At 51.0% G+C, this 18708-nt stretch carries 16 protein-coding genes; 5 read left to right on the forward strand and 11 right to left on the reverse strand.

What is annotated here, in order from left to right; genetic code table 11:
• Nucleotides 1–3: 3 nt before the first annotated feature.
• Together ACJJIT_RS12380 and ACJJIT_RS12385 are read right to left on the reverse strand one after the other, a co-directional pair.
• Nucleotides 4–1668 carry an aminotransferase class V-fold PLP-dependent enzyme gene (locus tag ACJJIT_RS12380; protein ID WP_444898576.1) on the reverse strand — a complete coding sequence of 555 codons (1665 nt, stop codon included), beginning with the start codon at nucleotides 1666–1668 and terminating at the stop codon, nucleotides 4–6.
• Complete coding sequence (locus tag ACJJIT_RS12385) at nucleotides 1665–2453, reverse strand: TatD family hydrolase (RefSeq protein ID WP_444898577.1); 789 nt, start codon at nucleotides 2451–2453, stop codon at nucleotides 1665–1667. Before ACJJIT_RS12385 ends, ACJJIT_RS12380 begins: the two co-directional genes overlap by 4 nt.
• A 32-nt stretch (nucleotides 2454–2485) precedes the next feature.
• Between ACJJIT_RS12385 and ACJJIT_RS12390 the strand changes: the two genes are divergently transcribed.
• Nucleotides 2486–3118: a LysE family translocator gene (locus tag ACJJIT_RS12390; RefSeq protein ID WP_444898578.1), complete on the forward strand. Its 633-nt coding sequence runs from the start codon at nucleotides 2486–2488 to the stop codon at nucleotides 3116–3118.
• An 85-nt stretch (nucleotides 3119–3203) separates the two neighbouring features.
• Here the strand turns inward: ACJJIT_RS12390 and ACJJIT_RS12395 are convergent, their stop codons facing one another.
• Complete coding sequence (locus tag ACJJIT_RS12395) at nucleotides 3204–3686, reverse strand: hypothetical protein (protein ID WP_444898579.1); 483 nt, start codon at nucleotides 3684–3686, stop codon at nucleotides 3204–3206.
• Between the two features lie 499 nt (nucleotides 3687–4185).
• Here ACJJIT_RS12395 and ACJJIT_RS12400 point away from each other — a divergent pair, with 499 nt between their 5' ends.
• Nucleotides 4186–5310, forward strand: coding sequence for a M14 family metallopeptidase (locus tag ACJJIT_RS12400; RefSeq protein ID WP_444898580.1), 1125 nt, complete (start codon nucleotides 4186–4188; stop codon nucleotides 5308–5310).
• A 161-nt stretch (nucleotides 5311–5471) separates the two neighbouring features.
• Here the strand turns inward: ACJJIT_RS12400 and ACJJIT_RS12405 are convergent, their stop codons facing one another.
• Nucleotides 5472–6263: a hypothetical protein gene (locus ACJJIT_RS12405; protein WP_444898581.1), complete on the reverse strand. Its 792-nt coding sequence runs from the start codon at nucleotides 6261–6263 to the stop codon at nucleotides 5472–5474.
• Nucleotides 6264–6640: 377 nt separating this feature from the next.
• Between ACJJIT_RS12405 and ACJJIT_RS12410 the strand changes: the two genes are divergently transcribed.
• The 3 genes from ACJJIT_RS12410 to ACJJIT_RS12420 all read left to right on the forward strand — a co-directional run bounded on the left by ACJJIT_RS12410 (nucleotide 6641) and on the right by ACJJIT_RS12420 (nucleotide 10228).
• A complete protein-coding gene (locus ACJJIT_RS12410) occupies nucleotides 6641–7183 on the forward strand; it encodes a hypothetical protein (RefSeq protein ID WP_444898582.1) in 543 nt (180 codons plus the stop codon).
• Nucleotides 7083–8285: a phosphatidylinositol-specific phospholipase C domain-containing protein gene (locus ACJJIT_RS12415; protein WP_444898583.1), complete on the forward strand. Its 1203-nt coding sequence runs from the start codon at nucleotides 7083–7085 to the stop codon at nucleotides 8283–8285. The genes ACJJIT_RS12410 and ACJJIT_RS12415 overlap by 101 nt, the downstream gene beginning before the upstream one ends.
• Before the next feature lie 179 nt (nucleotides 8286–8464).
• Entirely contained in the window at nucleotides 8465–10228 is a 1764-nt protein-coding gene (locus ACJJIT_RS12420) for a M28 family metallopeptidase (protein WP_444898584.1), read from the forward strand.
• Nucleotides 10229–10799: 571 nt separating this feature from the next.
• Here ACJJIT_RS12420 and ACJJIT_RS12425 read toward each other — a convergent pair.
• From ACJJIT_RS12425 to ACJJIT_RS12455, 7 genes are all read right to left on the reverse strand, one after another.
• Nucleotides 10800–12434, reverse strand: coding sequence for an AMP-binding protein (locus ACJJIT_RS12425; protein ID WP_444898585.1), 1635 nt, complete (start codon nucleotides 12432–12434; stop codon nucleotides 10800–10802).
• 140 nt (nucleotides 12435–12574) lie between these two features.
• Nucleotides 12575–12922 (reverse strand): SCP2 sterol-binding domain-containing protein, encoded by a 348-nt coding sequence (locus ACJJIT_RS12430; protein ID WP_252085347.1) that lies wholly within the window; start codon nucleotides 12920–12922, stop codon nucleotides 12575–12577.
• 83 nt (nucleotides 12923–13005) lie between these two features.
• Nucleotides 13006–14799, reverse strand: coding sequence for an acyl-CoA dehydrogenase C-terminal domain-containing protein (locus ACJJIT_RS12435; RefSeq protein WP_444898586.1), 1794 nt, complete (start codon nucleotides 14797–14799; stop codon nucleotides 13006–13008).
• A 176-nt stretch (nucleotides 14800–14975) separates the two neighbouring features.
• Nucleotides 14976–16046, reverse strand: a complete 1071-nt coding sequence (locus tag ACJJIT_RS12440) for an AraC family transcriptional regulator (RefSeq protein ID WP_252085345.1) — start codon at nucleotides 16044–16046, stop codon at nucleotides 14976–14978.
• A 4-nt stretch (nucleotides 16047–16050) separates the two neighbouring features.
• Nucleotides 16051–16251 carry a hypothetical protein gene (locus tag ACJJIT_RS12445; protein ID WP_252085344.1) on the reverse strand — a complete coding sequence of 67 codons (201 nt, stop codon included), beginning with the start codon at nucleotides 16249–16251 and terminating at the stop codon, nucleotides 16051–16053.
• Between the two features lie 339 nt (nucleotides 16252–16590).
• Nucleotides 16591–17979 carry a class II fumarate hydratase gene (locus tag ACJJIT_RS12450; protein ID WP_444888589.1) on the reverse strand — a complete coding sequence of 463 codons (1389 nt, stop codon included), beginning with the start codon at nucleotides 17977–17979 and terminating at the stop codon, nucleotides 16591–16593.
• Between the two features lie 58 nt (nucleotides 17980–18037).
• Nucleotides 18038–18484 (reverse strand): DUF4399 domain-containing protein, encoded by a 447-nt coding sequence (locus tag ACJJIT_RS12455; RefSeq protein ID WP_444885444.1) that lies wholly within the window; start codon nucleotides 18482–18484, stop codon nucleotides 18038–18040.
• Between the last annotated feature and the right edge of the window lie 224 nt (nucleotides 18485–18708).

An 18708-nucleotide genomic window follows, 5' to 3' on the forward strand; every position in this document is an offset into this window, starting at 1 on the left:
CTATCAAGACCGCTCTGCGCCGCTCTCTATCTGATGTAATGCGCGGCGCATCAAAGCATAGAACCCATTACTGCGAGACTGACTCAAGTGCTTACTCAGCCCCAATTCATTAAATAGTTGGGGCAGGTCCAATGCTTGGACCTCGTCCGAAGTGCAACCATCTATCTGAGAAAGCAACAGTGCCCCGAGCCCCTTCACAACCCGGCTATCGCTGTCGAGTCCAAAGAAGTGACGCCCATCTATTTCCCTGTGTACTAACCAGGCCTCAGATTCACAGCCACGAACGAGATTCTCCGGATTGCGGATCTCGGGCTTACGGGTAACCACTTTACTCCACTGCAATAGCTCACGATAACGCCCCTGCCAATTTTGATGAGAGGCCAGACGCTCAAGTTGCAACAGGGAAAAATCATCTCTTGCCCAGCTTTTGGAGTGAACCTCTACCCCAGATGTGACCAGCTGTTGGACCTCGCAATAGTCCTCTAACGCCTGCAGAAATGCCCTGATATCATCGTCGGTGTTATAAGCCGCTATAGAGGCGCGCACCGTAACCTGATTGCCACTGGTTCGCCCCAGTATTTGCGCACAGTGATGCCCCACCCGCACGGCAATATCCCGCTCATCCAGCCAGTGCATTAAATCCGTAGCACTGCCTTCGACCGGCACAAATGAAATTATTCCGAGGTTGTGACTAGCTTGACTGATCAAACGAAAGTTTGGGGATGCATTGAGTTCCCGGTGCAGCCAGTGTGTCAGTCTTTGTTCATGTTCGGCCATAGCGGTACGATCCTGTCGGGAGAGGAAATCCAGTGACGCCCCCAGCCCGGCTATTGCAGCCAGTGGTGATGTGCCCGCCTCAAATTTATGAGGTAATTCGGCGTAGTGGCTCTGCTGGAATTCCACTTCCGCGATCATCTCACCCCCACCGTGCCAAGGGGGCATTGACTCCAAAAGGGTTTCGCGCCCGTAGAGAAAACCGATCCCACTGGGGCCGTAAAACTTATGTGCGGAACAAACAAAGAAATCACAACCAATTTTTTGCACATCAATTTCTTCATGAGCGGCCAACTGAGCGCCATCCACGATCCACATAAGTTGCCAAGATCGTAACAATTTTCGAATTAATGAGAGATCTGGACGCAAACCTATTGAGTTGGAACCACCGGTCAGAGAAACCACTCGTGTACGATCGTTCAACACCTCTCCCAGTCGATCAAACTGGGGAATTCCTGCAGAGTGGGGCACATAGCGCAGAATCAGATTATGGCGCTTGGCCATCATCTGCCAAGGTACGATATTCGCGTGATGTTCAGCGGTGGAAATAACTATCTCATCGCCAGGCTGTAATTCACTACAAAGACAATGGGCGAGCAGATTCAGGGCCTCAGTTGCACCGCGACAAAAAATGATTTCTTTGGTACTAGCGGCATTCACAAACTGCTTGGTTTCATAGCGCACCTGCTCGACTATTTCAGTAGACCTGCGCGCTAATCGATGACTAGATCTATGAGTGTTGGCACTACTGTGAATATAGTAATCCCGCATCGCATTAATAACGGATAGCGGTTTTTGCGTGGTAGCTGCATTATCCAGGTAGACTAAACCTGCATTTTCCCCCTGGGCAAAAAGTGGAAACTGCTTCTTGAATTGCTCTGCAGAAAAACTCATAGGGTAAATAATATCTCAGTATTCTTTCGTGTTGCGCTGGCAATTTCTTGTAAAGAAATACCGCGAAGCGCCGATAACTCGGCGGCTATTAATGGCAGATTTTCTGGGCTATTTCGCTGTCCCTGCCGCCCTGCCAGTGGCATATCGGGTGCATCGGATTCCAGTATCAGACTCTCTAACGGCATACGTGTAACGGTCTTGCGGGTTTTGGCCGCGCGACTGTAAGTGATAGTGCCACCAACGCCCAAATAAAAGCCCATTTTCCAGTAGTCCATAGCCATCTGCTCACTACCACTAAATGCATGTACCACTCCTCCCCTTGGTAGAGGGTATTGCTTCAATAGCTTAAGTACTTCGTTGTGCGCCCGATGCACATGTAAAATCAGTGGTAGCTGTAAGTCACTGGCAACTTCCAGCTGTGTTTTAAATACAGCAATTTGTTTTTCCAACGGAGTTGCTATAGCGGCATCCAGGCCACACTCTCCGACAGCAATACAGCGATACTGCTGCAGATGCTCGGCTAGTGCACTGTTCAGTTGCACCTCATTGATGCACTCTTCATCTTCCTGGCAGTTTTTTGACACCCACCAAGGATGGACTCCAGCAGCCGCATGCCAATGGGGCTGACCGTCAACCAATAGCGCAAGCCTTTGCCACTGGGATTTACAAACACCGGGGATAATCAGTTGACTGATCCCCTTGGCGACACAGCGCTGCCAGACCTGAGCCCGATCGGTCTCGAAAATTTGAAAATCAAAATGACAATGGCTGTCGATCAATTTCACTTGTGCTTCTCTGGTTTTGCCTGCATCTTAGCATGATGCCCACAATGGACCCTGAGGCCCCCTTGATAGAAACGCTGTTGCCCATTGCCCTTTTTGTCTTTTCCACCAGTATCACCCCTGGCCCCAACAACTTAATGATCATGTCCTCTGGATTAAATCACGGCGCCGGCCGCTCCTTACCACACCTGCTGGGTATCTGGCTTGGGTTTCCCGCAATGGTCATTGCTGTAGGGTTGGGCCTCGGCTCGGTCTTCAGCCAATTTCCAGTACTTCACGAGATTATCCGCTGGGTAGGCATTGGCTATCTGCTATATCTGGCCTGGCTGATCGCTTCAACACGCGAGATAGACTCCGCCAGCGATCGCCACCCCTTTTCATTTTTTCAGGCCATCGCCTTTCAGTGGGTCAACCCCAAAGGCTGGATTATGGCCATAGGTGCCCTAGCAGCATTCACAAGCCCAAATGGCGAAGTGTGGAAAGACATATTGCAGATCGCCCTAGCCTTTATAGCCATAGGCGGTCCCTGTGTCGCTGTTTGGCTGTTCTTTGGTATAGGGCTAAAGCGCTTTCTGACCAAACCCAACCACCTGAGACTGTTTAATATCACCATGGGCCTTTTACTGGCAGCCAGCGTGGTTCCTTTGGCGCTAGAAGGTCTGTATTGAACCAGCGCTCATTGAGACGCAGGAAAAAGGGACTACAAGTGCCAACTTGTAGTCCCCATAAATGAAGGAAAGAAAGCGAAAAAACTTAGCGCGATACGGTCTGGGTGGCAGTTGCAGCCCGCAAGGCTGCGGAGTCCTCTAGCCAAACGATATCACTGGCATCGATCTGGCTTTCAGTGACATCAGATAAGGTTTTCCCCAAGCTCTGTAGGGTCTTCTCTTCCGAGGTGAAAGTTTCTATCGGCATCTCAAGCCAGGCCTGCCCCTCTTCGTCGATTACCTGACGCACTTCACCTCCATCCAGGCTACTGACGTGACGGTCGATTACAGAGCTACTCCCCGGCGGTAAATAAATGGTGCCATTGGTGATATCTACCGCAAAAGCCACAATACCGGGGATGATGCCAAACAACAGTGCGGCCCCATCTAGTATCAATACAGCCGGGTCAACCCGTCCACCACTTTGCCCTTTGCGCTCTGGATACAGGAAGTAACCACAAGCACTCATATTGATCACCACGGTCAGCAAACCGCTGAATACAATGCCACGCTTTAGATTTCTATTCATGGCCTACCTCTATTATTAACTTTGATAATATTGTCCAGGCGGGTACTTCCCCTGTAATGGGCTCCGCCAAGCTTTCGAGTTTCTCCCCTACAGCTCTCAATCAACTCATTATCGACGGGGTGAAAGATAAGCAAATTTACGCCTATCTGCACCAACGTACAACAATTGCCCAATCGAACTGCCTAAACTTTAACCAGCACTTGTTGCGGGATGTTAAGGAGATGTAGTCGATTTCTGACAGTGTGGATTGACGCACTTGTGATCAGGCCGGGCAGTGAGCAGTCGCCAGGGGTCCGACACCGGAAATTTCAGGGAGCAGTAGTCGTAGCGGGTGCCGCCATGGAATGGCTAAAGCACGGTATCGAATTCGGTACCGTGCTTTTTTAATTTCAGAAAGCGCAAAATTGCACCCTCAAGTGGCGAAATCCCCCACTCTCCCCCTGAAAAAATCCCTCCAGAGCTGTATCCTGCGCCCAACAACAAGAGTGGAGCTCACTACATGTACATAACCAGTGCCTTTGACAGCGGCAATATCGAAGTGATCAACGCTGAAAGCAGCCCTATTCAGCTGGCTATACGCCAGGATAATAACTCCGATTTCTACCAGTGGTTTCACTTTCGACTAGAAGGTGAGGTGGGCGCAAGCTATCCACTGAGTATTGTCAATGCAGGTAAATCCGCCTACCCGGAAGGCTGGGAAAACTATCGGGTGTGCGCTTCCTATGACCGTCAGAATTGGTTCCGCATCGGCGCCAATTACGATGGCAAGACTCTCGACTTTACCGTAACCCTGGATGAGCCCAGTATTTACCTGGCTTACTTCGCACCTTACTCCTGGGAGCGCCACCTGGATCTGCTGGCCTGGGCTCAGAGCAATGAGCGGGTAAAAATCCAAACCCTTGGCAAAACCCTCGACCAACGCGATATGACCATGCTCACTATCGGAGATGCCGAAACCGCCAAGCATCGGGTATGGATGATTGCACGCCAACACCCCGGAGAAACCATGGCTGAGTGGTTTGTAGAGGGCTTCCTTGAGGCGCTGTTGGATGATGCCAACCCTCAAGCCCAGAAACTGCTGGCAGATACCGTTTTCTACGTAGTCCCCAATATGAACCCCGACGGCAGCGTTCGCGGCCACCTGCGCACCAATGCCGCTGGTGCCAACCTCAATCGCGAGTGGCTCAATCCCACCATGGATCGCAGCCCGGAAGTATTCCTCGTTCGGGAAAAGATGTTGGAAATCGGCGGGGATATCTTCTTAGATATTCATGGAGACGAAGCACTTCCCTATAACTTCGTTGCTGCCTGTGAAGGTATTCCCGGCTATGACGAGCGCCACGCAAAACTGGAAGAAACCTTTAAACAGGCCTACGAGGCTATCAGCCCCGACTTTCAAACCGAGCACGGTTATGAGCTGGACAAACCTGGCGAAGCCAACCTTACCATTGGCACCGCCTGGGCCGGTCATCAGTTCCGCACTCTGGCATTGACCCTGGAAATGCCATTTAAGGATAACGACAACCTGCCTGATCCTGTAGAGGGGTGGTCCCCAGCCCGCAGCCAGCAATTAGCCCGCGATATTTTGTTCCCAATACGCGAGACCCTAAAAATCCTGAAGTAATTTCAAATCAGCTTGAGCCCCGGCCCAATAAGCCGGGGCATTCTCCGAAATAAAGCTGAGCCTATCAGCAATTCACTTTACAGGTCGCTCAACAAACCAGGCCAGCCCCATCTGGCTGCGCCGTTGACGTGAGATCTGCCCGCTGTGTAAATCCTCCCAAATTAAATCAAGCTCACCTGTAGTACTAACTTTAGCCCCCAAAGAACCTTACTATTTGCATATTGGTTAATACTGGAATCCAGGAAATGCTTTGGAAGAAAAGTTTGCGGTAATTGCGCAATGACTTCTCCCTCAGGTGAAATTTGCACTGAGATAGGTACCAATTCCGCTACTTTGTTTGCAGCAATTTCTTTTTCTAATTTTTCCTTTGTCAAATCTAGCCTACCAAGCCGTATCGCCCACCCTCCTTCCACAGCATCCACTAACTGGGACTTTTCACCTTCGATAGTGCTGCCGGCGCGATCATGTTGAAACACCATTTGCCAGGTTTTACGAGGAGGCTCGGTAAAGCACCAGATTGAATGGACGCGATCTTCATCTATTCTTTTGGAGTGTTCAAAACGTCCGTGTAGAATCCCTCGACTATCCAGTAGACCATGCCATCTCCCAAAATCTGTGGAAAGTTCTATTTTTCCATCCTCAAGCCTGGGAATTTGTCGGTGTACAGACTGGACCTTGGTCGCCACCTCTCCCGATACCACACTGGTAAATTGTGCATCTGACCAATGCGTGAGATCTGATTGTTTATCTCCATCGAAATCCAAATCCCAGCCCACCCGCATTGGTTCCCCACTGAGGGCAACATTCACTAGTCTCTGCTTGGAACCAGCAATCACAACTCCATCAAAATCTACTTCCAGAATGGGATCGGCACAATACGCTGACTGATACGCATTAACAGCAACAGAAAAACCAAAGAATAAACTTATCAACAAACACTTTATTTTTATCATTTTTAGCACCAGCAATTATTCCACATTAAATTGGAGAGCAATATACTCTTCCCTCTTGCAACGCATAAATTTTATACCTCATTTACAAGAACACAAAAAAGCATAAAAGCTGAAATCACTTAAAATCAAGTCAAACCGATGTACACTTTGCAGAACACCCCCAAAAGCAACTAATCATATGCAAGCACTGCTATCTTGGAGGACGACCAAAGAGCAATATAAAATTTAAAAAAATATAGATTTTATTGATTCAGAATAGCCCAATATTGGCACCCCATAAATCCACTTAAAATTGGATAAAATAGTATCGCAACTTCAAATCCTGAGTTCCCCCCCTTCCTAAAACAAAAGGAGAAAAATGTTCAGATCAAACATCTATGGCTTATGGCAATAGCCAAAAAGAAAGAAAGACCCACCAACCCATCACACAGCTTCCGAGGCAAGTGGGCTTAAGGGGTTTATCATGCCAACAACTTTGCCCTATGGCATCAATAGCGACCCTTAACTGGAGTATTTTTGTATTAAAAAACCGCGCAAAAATGGAATGCCTGGTCACTACAGAACATTATCAATGGGATATTGGAACTTTCTATCCAAGCAATCCCAACAAAACCAAACCAATATCCCAAAAGCTGCTAAATAACACCACTTTCTCTAGACAGAAAAATCCGCCCATAGTAAAAAAAGAAAACAATAAAAAGGTACCAATAGGGTTCCGCAAAATAATTGAACATAAAAGATTAAAAAATCTCTCTCTTTATCTTAAAACCCCAAACGAACGAAAAGGCTATCCGTCCAGAAAGCCCCCGGAGAATAATAATGAAACTCAATATCATGCAATCAATCCAGATTACAGCCGTTTTGTCGCTGCTTATCTGTTCACCACTATGGGCAGACACAGTTTCCGACTTTCAAAATAGCTGGACAGGCAGAGCCCTGGACCTGCAACGTAAAATCGATAACCACACCCCAATGAGTGAGAATAATATTCTCGGTACCCACAACACTTACAACTCAGAGGTCTATCGAGCCTGTAATTTCTCCGTTGGTTGCCGCTATCTAGACCCCCAGCAGGAATACTCCATTAAGGATCAACTGCGAATGGGAGCAAGATTTATTGAACTGGACGTCCACTGGACGGCAAAAATGGAGAACCTCTTCTCCTACCCCAAACGCTTGCTGCTTTGCCATGGGCTGTGCAGCCTGAACGACAAGTATGCTACCGAGGGCTTTAATGAGGTGAAAGCCTGGCTTGAGGACAGCGCCAACCAGGATGAGGTTATTATCCTATACATCGAAGACCACTCCGACGGACGCCACCAGGATCTTTACGACCAGATTACCAGCCGCTTTGGCAATAGAATCTACTACAGCGGCGGCTGCCAGAGTATTCCAAGCACCTTGACCAAGAATCAGGTACTGGCTGCCGGAAAACAGGTTGTCGTATGGAAAGATGGCGGATGCTCGGGTAATAACAGCATGAAGAATATGGCATTTACCGGCCTCGGTGAGATTGGTCGCGTCTGGGAAGACAGCACCACTATCGGCACCATTGGAGAAATCTTCAATGGCGGTATTGAGAGGATCACCGCTAACGATGTACGTAATGGCTTTGCCCAGGGGCATAACATTATCAACCTGGACAATATGAAGACTAGTGACGGCCGTATCGCCGCCGCAATCTGGTCCTGGGATCAGAACGAACCCAATAACCTCAACAATGAAGACTGTGCAATGCAGTGGGGCAACGGGCGTTGGAATGATGCCAACTGCAGCAATCAATACAGCTTCGCCTGCAAGAATGTAACCGACGGTAGCTGGGTCGCCACTGCCTCTACCGGACCCTGGGCTTACGGTAGCGCCAACTGCCAAGCCCTTGGCAGCCAGTACGTCTTTGAGGTACCCACCAACAGCAAAGACAACCAAGCCCTAAAAGCAGCGAAGGAAGCCACGGGCTACGACAAGGTCTGGATTAACTATCAAGACCAATCCACTGAAGGCCAGTGGCTGCGCAGCGAGTAATCCCAGCCCAACTCTTCACTTACAAACATCCTTTAGAGCTCGCGTTAGTATGCGCGGGCTCTCCCTTTTCTCTTCCAGCGGTACCAGCCTGCTTGACTAGCCGACTACCGAAGAATTGTCGTTAGTTTGCTCTATATCGTGCATAATCCGTGTCTGAGCAAGACTCACAGGACATAATTATGCGAATCCCTACTCTTTGGCGTCGCCTCGGTTTGACCATTGCCGTCGGCAGCGCACTAACCGCTTGTGGCAAAAGCACCACTGAAGCGGCCAAGCCGGAGGCTGATCACAACGCAGCCCATGCCGAACACCACCATGCTGACAGTGCCAAGTTATCTCTCAGTGAAGCCGAACAGGCTCAGGTCGATGCCATAGCTGCAGACCTGCACAAACACATTGCGATCCTTGCTTCCGACAAGTTTGAAGGGCGCGCTCCCGCTACCAAGGGTGAAGAGCTCACCGTGAATTACCTGGCGGAGCAATTCAAGGCGCTGGGCCTGGAGCCTGGGGCTATGGATGCGGCCGGCAAACCCAGCTGGTTCCAGCAAGTCCCTATCGTGGAAATGGAAATTGAAACCACCCCCCTGACATTCAAGGGCGATGGCTTCGAGCAAAACCTGCAACCAATAGACGATATGGTGGCCTTCACCCAAAGACAGACCGCAGGCTCTTCCCTGGAGAACAGCGAGTTGGTATTTGTGGGCTACGGCATTGTCGCTCCAGAAAATAACTGGAACGATTACGCCGGATTGGATATGAAAGGCAAGACTGCGGTTATTTTGGTGAATGACCCCGGTTACGCGACCCAGGACAAGGCCTTGTTCAATGGCAATGCCATGACGTATTACGGCCGCTGGAGCTACAAGTTCGAGGAAGCCGCCCGCCAAGGAGCTGACGGTGCGATTATCATTCATGAGACCGGTGCTGCGGGCTATCCATGGGAAGTGGTCAGTGGCTCCTGGTCCGGTGCGCAAGTCAGCCTCGAAGCCGAAAATAAGAATGCAGACCGGGTTGCTATTGAAGCTTGGATGACCAATCAAGCCGCCAATACGCTATTCCGCTCCGCCGGCCTCGATCTGCAAAAGGAAATGGACGCAGCCAAAACTCAGGGCTTCAAACCCAAGGCTCTGGGGATAACCGCCAGCGTAAAACTGAAAAACAGCCTGCAGAAGTCTAATTCTCGCAACGTGGTTGCCAAGCTTTCGGGCAACAAGCACCCCGACGAGGTGATTGTCTACACCGCGCACTGGGACCACCTGGGCGTTAACAAAAATGCAGATGGTAAAGACCAGATCTTTAACGGGGCCGTCGATAATGCCACCGGTACCGCTGGCTTAATCGCTATGGCCGCTGAGGCGGTGAAGCTGGATCGCCCAGAGCGCTCGCTGCTGTTCGTTGCCGTAACGGCTGAAGAGTCAGGCCTGCTTGGCTCCAAGTACTACGCCGAAAAACCTGTCGCTCCTTTGGAGAAAACCGTTGCTGGCATTAACTTTGATGCCATGAACGTATTGGGCCCAGCCCGCGACATTACTGTAATCGGTTATGGCAGCAGTGAGCTGGAGCAAATGCTGGAGGTATCCGCCAAAGGACAAGGCCGCTATTTAGCCCCGGAAGAGCACCCGGAGCGCGGCTACTTCTATCGTTCAGATCATTTCAGCCTGGCGAAGAAAGGCGTGCCCATGCTGTATTTCGACTCCGGCAGCGACAACTTTGAGCATGGCCGCGAGTGGGCCCAGGCAAAGGGTGCTGAGTATGTTAGCCAGCATTACCACAAGCCTGGCGATGAATACGACCCCTCTTGGAACCTGAAGGGCTCGGCAATGGACCTGCAGCTTGGCCTAAAACTAGGTCTGAAACTGGCCAACAGCCGCGATTGGCCCAACTGGTATGAGGGCAACGAGTTCCGCGCAATTCGCGATGCGAGTGCCGAAGCCCGTAAGTAACCCTCTCTCCAGCCACTCTGCGGCAGTGATAGCATCAGTACTACTGCCGTAGAGTCCATATCCTTCTCATCGACCTTGCCACCACTGTAAACTCCTTGGAAATTGATTCATCCAGTTTTGCAGCACCTGCCGTCACTTTAATCGCGAGGCATGGCAATCGGACAAAAGCTAAACTCCCCCTACACAAGATAAAAATATCCAAGCAAATCCTAGATAATTGTCACGCGTTATAGAGAGCCCCTTCCATTAGACCTGTGTACATCGGGGTGAGGACAGCCCACTAATAAATGGTCACTTTAACATCAATGGGTTATCCCAAAAAAAGATAAGGAAATTAACAATAAAAAAAGTTGGCCACGAAAGTATTAACAACGGAAAGATCCGAGCACTTTTTCAAGGTGCACTTAAGTGTTCTAGTCGCAACTGAAGATATATTGAAACAGTTGAGACCAGCAGAGAATGGCAGATTTAAACAGGCTTATTAGGGGGCGGGATTTAGGAAACGGCTATCGTTGGCGACACATCCTTGTGTCGCAGTTATCCGCCAATTAATTGCCGGATAAAATTATAACTAAGCGCCGATAGCATCCTTTTTCTTCAGTTCTTCATCGCGCAGTTCACGACGCAGGATTTTACCGACATTAGTCTTTGGCAAATCTTCACGGAACTCGACCTTTCTCGGCACCTTGTATGCCGTCATATTCTCTCGACAAAAAGCGATAACTTCTTTCTCAGTCAAAGACGGGTCAGCCTTAATAACAAAAAGCTTCACCTGTTCACCACTTTTCTCATCGGGAATACCAATTGCAGCGGCTTCGGTCACTTTTGGATGGGCACTGACGATATCTTCAATTTCGTTGGGATATACGTTGAAGCCAGACACAATAATCATGTCCTTCTTGCGATCCACAATCTTGATGTATCCATCATCCTGGATCACCGCCATATCACCGGTGTTCAACCAACCTTCACTATCGAGGGTATCGGCAGTGGCTTCTGGGCGCTGCCAGTATCCCTTCATTACCTGGGGACCACGCACACAGAGCTCACCGGGAGAATTATTCGGCAGATCGTTGCCATTTTCATCCACGACTTTAACTTCAGTTCCCGGAACCGGGATACCCACAGTACCCAGCTGTACACCCTCGGTGGGGTTAAAAGAAACAACCGGAGAAGTCTCGGTCATACCGTAGCCTTCCATAACCACACAGCCGGTCATATCTTCCCAGCGCTTGGCAGTGTCTCTGGTCAGAGCCATACCACCAGAAGCCGTGGAGTGCAGTTTGCTGAAATCCAATTCGGCAAAATCTTTATTCAGCATCAAGCCGTTAAACAGGGTGTTCAGGCCAACAAAGCCGGTAAAGCGCTGCCCTTTCAGGGTTTTCACAAAGCCGGGAATATCGCGCGGGTTTGGAATCAGCAGAGAGTGGTTGCCGGTGGAGAACAGGCACATGCAATGGATGGTGAAAGCGTAAATATGGTAGAGCGGCAGCGGCGCAATATAGAACTCCTCCCCCTCTTTCATACCACTACCAAACGCTTCAAGAACCTGCTGCATATTGGCAACCAGGTTGCGGTTGGTCAGCATCGCACCCTTGGCAACACCGGTGGTGCCACCGGTGTATTGCAACACGGCGATATCTTCTGGTGCGCGCTCAACATCCTCACTGCCCTTCTGTGCACCGAGAGCCAGTACCTCACGGAAATTTACCTGCTGGGCAAAAGAGAATTCCGGCACCATTTTTTTGATGTGCTTGGCAACGCCGTTGATCAGAACCCGCTTTAAAGGGCTGTGCAGGTCTGCGATCTCAGTAACGATCACTTTCTCAACACTAGTTTCAGCAACAACAGCCGAAGCGGTATCAGCAATATTCGCCAGTACAACCAATGCTTTGGCACCGGAGTCATTCAACTGGTGCTTTAATTCACGCTGGGTATACAGCGGATTGGTATTGACGACCACAAGTCCAGCTCGCAAAGCACCAAATACAACTACAGGGTACTGCAGTACATTGGGCAGCTGGATAGCGATGCGATCACCGGGCTTCAAATTGGTGTGATTTTGCAAATAAGATGCGAACTTCGCGCTCAAGGTGTCGATATCACCGACAGTCAGAGTTCGCCCCAGGCAGGTGAAAGCCGGTCGGTCACCAAATTTGGCGCAAGCGCCTTTAAATACATCGAGAATGCCGCGATCAATGTCCAACTCTCTTCTCCCATTCCTGATTGTTGTTATCGCTTGCTCACATCTCTCGCCCTTATAGACGAAACCTGCCATTTTTCGGAGCCAGCGAGAATTTATTTATTGTTTGTAGTATGTTGCGAGACAATAAAAAAGAGGCTTATTCATGCCTCTCCAAACCCATCGTCCTCTTTACCCTGCGCAGGAAACAAACCTGCCAACGCAGCGGCCAATTCTCTATCTCCAGAGTATTGGACATCTCCCAACAAAAAAGCATGTCTAGCGTTTAAATGGCCAGCCAAAATCGCATTCAAAGTGTGATTAGCCATTTCCAATATTAGCGCCGGTTCTTCCGTTTGCCCGAACTCAGAAACCACTTCGAGATCATTCGGAGCTCCTTTTACGTAAACATAAAAGTCACAGGCATCCGGCAGGCGGAACTGTACCCGAGCAAGTGGGTGCAAACAAGCTATGCGCCGCAGGCGCTCCTGAACTGAATCCGGCAATTGCATCGGAATGTCTCCGTCATTGGCCACTTCGGCGCCGGTAAAAAAAACCGCCGGTGAAGACCGACGGTTTTTTATTGAGGTTGGATTTAGAACGCGAAATGTTCTGCGTCCAGATCCATCAGGTTGGCCGCACCGCTCAGCATGGTTTCAGCATGGCTGGAGGTACGCGGAAGGATGCGCTCGAAATAGAAACGAGCAGTCTTCAGCTTGGCTTGATAGAAATCTCCTTCAGCAGTGCCTTCAGCTAACTTGTCGTTAGCTACTTTAGCAGCACGCGCCCACAGGTAACCCAGCACTGTGTAGCCGGAGAACATCAGGTAATCCACGGAAGCCGCACCAACTTCATCCGCATTCTCCATGGCCTTACCGCCTACGTGCAGAGTCAGGTCGCCCCACTGCTTGTTCAGCTCTTGCAGCTTGGTAACAAAAGGCGCAAGCGCTTCATTATCAATTTCCGCCTGGCAGAACTTGTGCACTTTCTTGGTGAAGTGGCGCAGCAGCTCACCCTGACTCATCAATACCTTACGGCCCAGCAGGTCGAGTGCTTGAACGCCAGTGGTGCCTTCGTAGATGGTGGAGATACGCGCATCGCGTACATTCTGCTCCATGCCCCACTCGGCGATGTAGCCGTGGCCACCGAAGCACTGCAGGCCCAGGTTGGCAGACTCAAGACCGGCTTCGGTAATGAATGCTTTAGCGATCGGCGTTAGGAATGCCAGCAGATCTTCCGCTTCTTTCTTCGCTTCCTCATCACCTTTATGAGTGATGTCAACCAGTTGCGCACAGGTAATAACCAACATACGGCTGCCTTCAGAGATGGCCTTTTGGGTCATCAGCATGCGACGTACATCAGGGTGCACGATAATTGGGTCAGCGGGACCCTCTGGGTTCTTAACGCCAGACAGGGAGCGCATTTGTAGGCGATCTTTAGCGTAAGCCAAGGACTTCTGGAAGCCGATCTCGGAGTGGGCAAGGCCCTGCAAAGCGGTACCCAGACGCGCAGTATTCATAAAGGTGAACATGTAGTTCAGACCTTTGTTGGGCTCGCCAATCAGGAAGCCTTTAGCACCGTCAAAGTTCAGTACTGCGGTGGCATTACCGTGAATACCCATCTTGTGTTCCAGAGAACCACATACAACACCGTTGCGCTCACCGATAGAGCCATCAGCGTTAGGCATAAACTTGGGCACGATGAACAGGGAGATCCCCTTGGTGCCAGCCGGCGCATCTGGGAGGCGTGCCAGCACGATATGCACGATATTATCGGTCATGTCGTGCTCACCGGCGGAGATAAAGATCTTGGTACCGGTAATCGCGTAAGAACCGTCGTCGTTGGGCTCAGCCTTGGTGCGCAGGATACCCAGGTCGGTACCACAGTGAGGCTCGGTCAGACACATGGTGCCGGTCCAGCTGCCTTCAACCAGCTTGGTCAGATATACCGCCTTCTGTTCGTCGGTACCATGCTCTTCCAGGGTGTTCATGGCACCGTGGGAAAGGCCCGGGTACATACCCCAAGACCAGTTAGCAATACCCACCATTTCGCTCATGATGGTGCCCAGAGAGGGCGGCAGGCCCTGACCGCCGTATTCGGGATCGTGGGGCAGCGCCGGCCAGCCGGCTTCTACAAACTGCTGATAGGCCTCTTTAAAGCCTTCTGGAGTGGTGACTTCACCGTCTTTCCAGGTACAGCCCTGCTGGTCGCCGATCTGATTCAGCGGAGCCAGTACGTTTTCACAGAACTTAGCACCCTCTTCCAGGATGGCATCCACGACATCAGGAGTGGCCTCCTCAAAACCCAGAGACTCGTAATGCTTATCTGAGTCCAGCATCTCGCGCATTACGAAACGCATTTCACGCAGTGGCACTTTGATATCGGTCATCCTGATACCCTCAATTCGGTTATGTTAAGACCAGCCAGAAACTGCCCGGTCATATTTGTGACTAATTAATAAGATTGGTTCATCATAGTAGTAAGGCTACAGCCCTCTCTATGGCGAAATCCGTCCAAAGCGGTGACAAATCGAGGCGGGAATTCGTAAAAATGTGACCAGGCCAGTCAAATATCCAGGCCAGCAGCGGCTCGACCCCCGCGGCGGTATTCACCTGGCGTGATCCCAGTCCACTTCTTAAAGGCGCGGAAAAAAGCACTGGATTCATCAAACCCGAGCATCTCGGCAATCTGTCCATTGGAGAGATCCGGGCAACTCAGGTAGTGGAATGCCGCTTCCATACGGCACTCATCTTTCAGTTTCTGGTAAGAAGTGCCCTCTTGCTGCAGGCGGCGGCGCAAAGTTGTCACCGACATATTGAGCCGCTCTGCCACAGCTTCGGCGGCGGGCATGGACTCGCTGACATCCCTGTTGAGGATGGTTTTAACCTTGGTTTTGATGCTGTTGGCGCTGCCGTCGCTAATCACCAGATGATAAGGCGCGGTGCGGATAAAATCTTCCACCATCTGGGGGCTCTGCACCACCGGGTAATCGAGATAACGTGCATCGTACTCGAGGGCATTGAATGGCTGCTCAAAAGACAGTTCGCCCGCTTCGCTCTGAGCCAAGCTGCGAAACTCTTCCGGACAGGAGAAAGAAAAATGCAAACGTGCCAGCGGGATTTCACGCCCTGCCAACCAGCAGTAGAAACGGTGCCAAACTGCCAAGGTAGTGCGCACCACACTGGGGCTAGTGGCGGCCAACAGCCGGTCAAACTCCCCTTTTTCCAGGGAACTGATGCCGTGGATTTCTACCCGCACGCGGCCATTTTCTCCATCCTGCAGCTCCGGCTTCACCTTAAAGCCGCGACAGATCTCCATAAACTCGGCACACAAAGTGATTGCCTGGCGCAGAGTGGCGCAATTAACCACCGCCATACACAGCAAGCGGAAAGAGCCCGAACGCACTCGCCCGCCACTGAGCATGCCAAACCATTCATTTTGGGCCAGCCACATAACCCGCTGGTAAAGACGGCCGTATTTTATCGCCGAAAATGCCGCCACACCCTCCAGCTCATGCTCATCAATACCGACCGACTCGAGCAGTTCGGCTTTGTCGCAGCCGTGGCGTATCGCCTCCTCTAGCAATCGCTCCAGGTAGGCAATGGGTATACGAATATCCTCTTCTGATGCCGCCATCTGTCTACTTTCGCCTGCGTAACCAGCTCAATACGGCCCCAAAACCCAACGCAGCTGCAATAATGACAAACAGCGCTAACAGCAAAAGGACCAGGTAATAAAGGACATCCTTGACAGGCAGGTCCCAGCTAAAGATCGCCGCCGCAACAAATGCGACACAGGCGAGCACGCTGGTAATAAAGGAGCGGCGACTTTTATTGGCCATGGTGATCTGGATACATTGATTTTTAAAACAGGTGAGATAGCCACTTCTTGTGGCGCTACCATTGTATTGTCGGCACCTAAGAGCCTGTAAAAAGCCCCCATGAAACATTGTGAAATTAATCAAATGTTCCCCAGCTACCGACGCGGCGTCGAATCGTGAGGGATCGGCAGGTATCTGTCAACGCCGCAGGAGGCGCAAATGCCCAGAAGAATGCTGGAACCCGAAGATCAGGCTACCCTGCTGCGTCTCTTCCGCTGGATGATACTTATGACACTGATTGTCACCCTGATAATGCTGGGCATCGCGGTCTTCGCCTAACCCCCCCTATTTAAAGAGTCGCTACTCCCCCACCAATCCTCCCTTCGCCAGATGTGCCGGATCCAGCAGTCCCTCAAGAGTTTTGCGATCCAAATCGGTCATCTCCAGCGCCACATCCATCACCGGACGACCACTTTTATAGGCCGCTTTAGCAATTTCAGCGGCCTTCAGATACCCGATGACCGGATTCAGGGCGGTAACCAAGATAGGATTCCGCCCCAGGGTTTCGTCAATATGGGCGCGATTCACGGTAAAGCTTGCGATAGCCCGATCCGCCAGCAACTGCGCGGCATTGGCGAGCAAGTGAACGCTCTCCAACAATGTGCTGGCCACCAGGGGCAGCATTACATTTAACTGGAAATTGCCACTTTGTCCGGCCACTGTGATGGTTGCGTCGTTACCCATCACCCTTGCCGCCACCATTGCGGCAGACTCAGCAATTACCGGGTTCACCTTGCCGGGCATAATACTACTGCCCGGCTGCAGGGCTTTGAGCTCAATCTCCTTGAGACCTGCCAAGGGACCACTGTTCATCCAACGCAAGTCATTGGCAATCTTCATCATGGATACAGCCAAAACCTTGAGCTGCCCAGACAGCTCCACTGAAGTATCCTGGCTGGAAATCGCCTCAAAAAAATTCTCCGCTGGGCGGAATTGCTGAGAAGTGTGTGCACTCAACTTTTGCGCAAAAAGCTCGGCAAAGTCAGCGTGGGCATTGAGACCAGTACCCACCGCCGTGCCGCCTTGGGCCAACTGTGCCAGGCGCGGCATACAGCCACGGATGCGCTCTCGACCAGCTTCAACCTGTGCCGCCCAACCACTCAGCTCCTGCGCCATAGTGATAGGAACAGCATCCATCAGATGGGTTCGGCCTGTCTTGACCACGCTCTCCAGCTCGACGCTCTTATTGCATATTCCGGTATGAAGATTACGCAACGCCGGCAGCAACTTGTCGCGCACTGCCAGCAGAGCCGATACATGTATCGCCGTGGGAATCACGTCATTACTGCTTTGACTCATATTGACATGATCATTGGGGCTAATAGACAAGCCATTGCCCTCTGCAGCGAGGTGCGCCAACACCTCGTTCACATTCATATTTGAACTGGTGCCGGAACCAGTTTGGTAAATATCCACAGGAAAATGGCGCGCAAACTCCTCATCGCCAAGTCGATCACAGGCGTCGATAATCGCTGTCGCCCTCGCCTTATCCAGCAAGCCCAGATCCCTGTTGGCCTCGGCAGCAGACTTTTTAATCAGCACTATGGCCCGGAGAAATTCAGCGGGTAGGGGCTTGCCACTGACAGGGAAGTTCTCTACGGCACGCTGGGTCTGTGCTCCGTAAAGCGCCTCCTGTGGCACTTGGATCTCGCCGAGACTGTCCTTTTCAATGCGGAATTTATCGCCCATTTGTGTCCCTCAGGGTGCACTCCTGTGCACCGTTCAGAAATGTGGAATTGCCCGGGATCTACTCGACTACAACGGTAATCTTTTTCGATACCACCGGATTCTTGTGGGGCACATGCATATAGTTGCCCAGCACCAGTTGTAGCGTATGTTTACCGGGCGGCAAGGTGACTTGTGTCTCTGTCTGACCACCACCAAAGTGAATGATATTTTCAGTCGCGGGCAGGGGTTTACTCAGGTCCGGCATATCATCCACATCAATCAGCAGGTGGTGGTGGCCGGTATTTTCACGCTCTACACCCGCCGGAGCCACACCCATGCCAGACAGGCCAAATTTTACAGTGAAAGTCTGTGGCACCTTCTCGCCATCTTTCGGGGAGATAATATAGAGCTTGGTTTGCTGCGGGGCTTTTTCCGCAGCTTCGGTCTTGCTGCCGTGTTCCGCAGCTTGTAACAGCGGCGACAACATCAAGGCACTGGCGAAAAGTAGAGAGTTCACTTTGATCATAATCTTTGCTTCCTGATAAGGCGCCTACGGCGCCAATTCTTATCATCTGGCTGAACAGCCCACCAACCCCACATTCTGCGGCGGGGTGGCAAACAGCACTTTACCAGACCAAAGTCCCACTGAAAGGGGGGTCCAGGGAATATAGTTGCCGAACCGAAGGCGAGCGCCAAAATCTGTGACTGACGCCTCGCGAAAAGCCTTAGGCAGAGGAAGTCTCTGAAAGA

It is taken from the genome of Microbulbifer mixtoriginis (SeqCode) (assembly GCF_052467515.1).

Excerpts from the sequence above, each read along its gene's own strand:
- ACJJIT_RS12380 (WP_444898576.1), bottom strand. The coding sequence starts at position 1,668 with ATGAGTTTTTCTGCAGAGCAATTCAAGAAGCAGTTTCCACTTTTTGCC.
- ACJJIT_RS12390 (WP_444898578.1), top strand. The coding sequence starts at position 2,486 with ATGATGCCCACAATGGACCCTGAGGCCCCCTTGATAGAAACGCTGTTG.
- ACJJIT_RS12395 (WP_444898579.1), bottom strand. The coding sequence starts at position 3,686 with ATGAATAGAAATCTAAAGCGTGGCATTGTATTCAGCGGTTTGCTGACC.
- ACJJIT_RS12400 (WP_444898580.1), top strand. The coding sequence starts at position 4,186 with ATGTACATAACCAGTGCCTTTGACAGCGGCAATATCGAAGTGATCAAC.
- ACJJIT_RS12405 (WP_444898581.1), bottom strand. The coding sequence starts at position 6,263 with ATGATAAAAATAAAGTGTTTGTTGATAAGTTTATTCTTTGGTTTTTCT.
- ACJJIT_RS12410 (WP_444898582.1), top strand. The coding sequence starts at position 6,641 with ATGGCTTATGGCAATAGCCAAAAAGAAAGAAAGACCCACCAACCCATC.
- ACJJIT_RS12415 (WP_444898583.1), top strand. The coding sequence starts at position 7,083 with ATGAAACTCAATATCATGCAATCAATCCAGATTACAGCCGTTTTGTCG.
- ACJJIT_RS12420 (WP_444898584.1), top strand. The coding sequence starts at position 8,465 with ATGCGAATCCCTACTCTTTGGCGTCGCCTCGGTTTGACCATTGCCGTC.
- ACJJIT_RS12430 (WP_252085347.1), bottom strand. The coding sequence starts at position 12,922 with ATGCAATTGCCGGATTCAGTTCAGGAGCGCCTGCGGCGCATAGCTTGT.
- ACJJIT_RS12435 (WP_444898586.1), bottom strand. The coding sequence starts at position 14,799 with ATGACCGATATCAAAGTGCCACTGCGTGAAATGCGTTTCGTAATGCGC.
- ACJJIT_RS12440 (WP_252085345.1), bottom strand. The coding sequence starts at position 16,046 with ATGGCGGCATCAGAAGAGGATATTCGTATACCCATTGCCTACCTGGAG.
- ACJJIT_RS12445 (WP_252085344.1), bottom strand. The coding sequence starts at position 16,251 with ATGGCCAATAAAAGTCGCCGCTCCTTTATTACCAGCGTGCTCGCCTGT.
- ACJJIT_RS12450 (WP_444888589.1), bottom strand. The coding sequence starts at position 17,979 with ATGGGCGATAAATTCCGCATTGAAAAGGACAGTCTCGGCGAGATCCAA.
- ACJJIT_RS12455 (WP_444885444.1), bottom strand. The coding sequence starts at position 18,484 with ATGATCAAAGTGAACTCTCTACTTTTCGCCAGTGCCTTGATGTTGTCG.